Source organism: Enterococcus italicus (assembly GCF_023743875.1).
GTDB lineage: Bacteria > Bacillota > Bacilli > Lactobacillales > Enterococcaceae > Enterococcus_G > Enterococcus_G italicus.
The window spans coordinates 1-1295 of record NZ_JAMRVB010000026.1 but is presented as its reverse complement, the minus strand read 5'-3'; the positions used below and the strand labels follow the sequence as shown (position 1 = coordinate 1295).

Here is a 1295-nt window from a genome sequence, read left to right as displayed (position 1 = left end):
GCTTAATTGCAATATCAAATGCATAAAAAAATCAAAAAACCTTTATAGACAGCGAATTACTTAATAATCCAGTGTTACCAATGGTTTGGAAGATTGATATCCCCTACAATTTTTTTGGTGGATTGTTGGTGGTTCTGATTCAAAAGAATAGGTTAGTTGGGGCAAGAGAAGAAGCGAAGCGGCTCTTGACTCAATTAATCTATTCTTTTATCCTATGGAATCAACAAAGCACGTTAAGCGGCTTTTAATTTTGCCAGTTCTTCCTGAAGCCGTTCCGCAGGTGTTGCATAGTTCATTATTTTTCTTGGTCTGTTGTTGATTACATCGGTTATTGCATGTAAGCGCGAGTAAGACAAAGGACGCAGCGTGATACCCTTCGGGATAAATTCTCTAAGCATGCGGTTATGTCGTTCGTTCGTGCCTTTTTCCCAAGAAGCATACGCATGGGTAAAGAATACCTGAATATCCGAGAAGTTTTCTTCGATAAGAGATAGCGTGGAAAACTCAGATCCGTTATCCGTGGTTATCGTCTTGAACTGTTCTAGTCCTTGTTTTTTCATTAAATCAAGTACCCCTTTTTGAACCAATGTAGCGCTTTTACCCCAAACTTTTTTTGTGAGAAAATAGCGCGTTTTTCGTTCAACCATCGTGATGATGACGGGTTCATTTTTGGTTTTCTTACCTAAGACTAAATCAACTTCCCAATGTCCAAACGTTTCCCTTGATAGTACTTCTTGAGTACGTTCTTCAATACTACGTCCTAAGTGCTTAGCGTTGCGGCCCTTCGGTTCTGAAATTATTTTCTTTCGTGGTCGCATCCTGGTCTTCATAGGTAAATCAATGTTACGAATTGAGAGTACAGCAGCATTGATCAAAGCATAGACGGTTTTCGTGCATGGCACGCGTTCCTCAGGGTGAGACTTCCTATAGGTGCGTACGAACGTATCCACACTATGAAGCCGTAGGCCATTCTTGGGCACCAGATTTTCTGACAAAGTCGCAAAAAACGCTGCAGAATACTTATGATGATTTCTCGCATGCGAATTTGCGCGATTTTCTTGATAGACTCGTGCTCCTGAGACAGCAATATACTGTTCGTAATAGTTATGCTGATAGTCAAGTTGACGCGTCCTTCCACGTCTCAGTTCACGAGAAACAGTCGATTGACTGACGCCTAATTCACATGCCATTTCAGTCTGTGTGTAGGTGCCACATTTCGCCATTTGTTCTAGTTTTCCGCGTTGGATGTCAGAAAGGTGCTTAAAGTGACGATTTTCTGTGGTATAATTGATCTG

1 protein-coding gene is annotated in these 1295 nt (G+C 41.2%); it reads right to left on the bottom strand.

The window, feature by feature from the left end; translation table 11 throughout:
• Positions 1-233 precede the first annotated feature (233 nt).
• Positions 234-1295: IS30 family transposase (locus NE257_RS11570; RefSeq protein ID WP_276532383.1), on the bottom strand; the 1062-nt coding region annotated here is incomplete at its 5' end.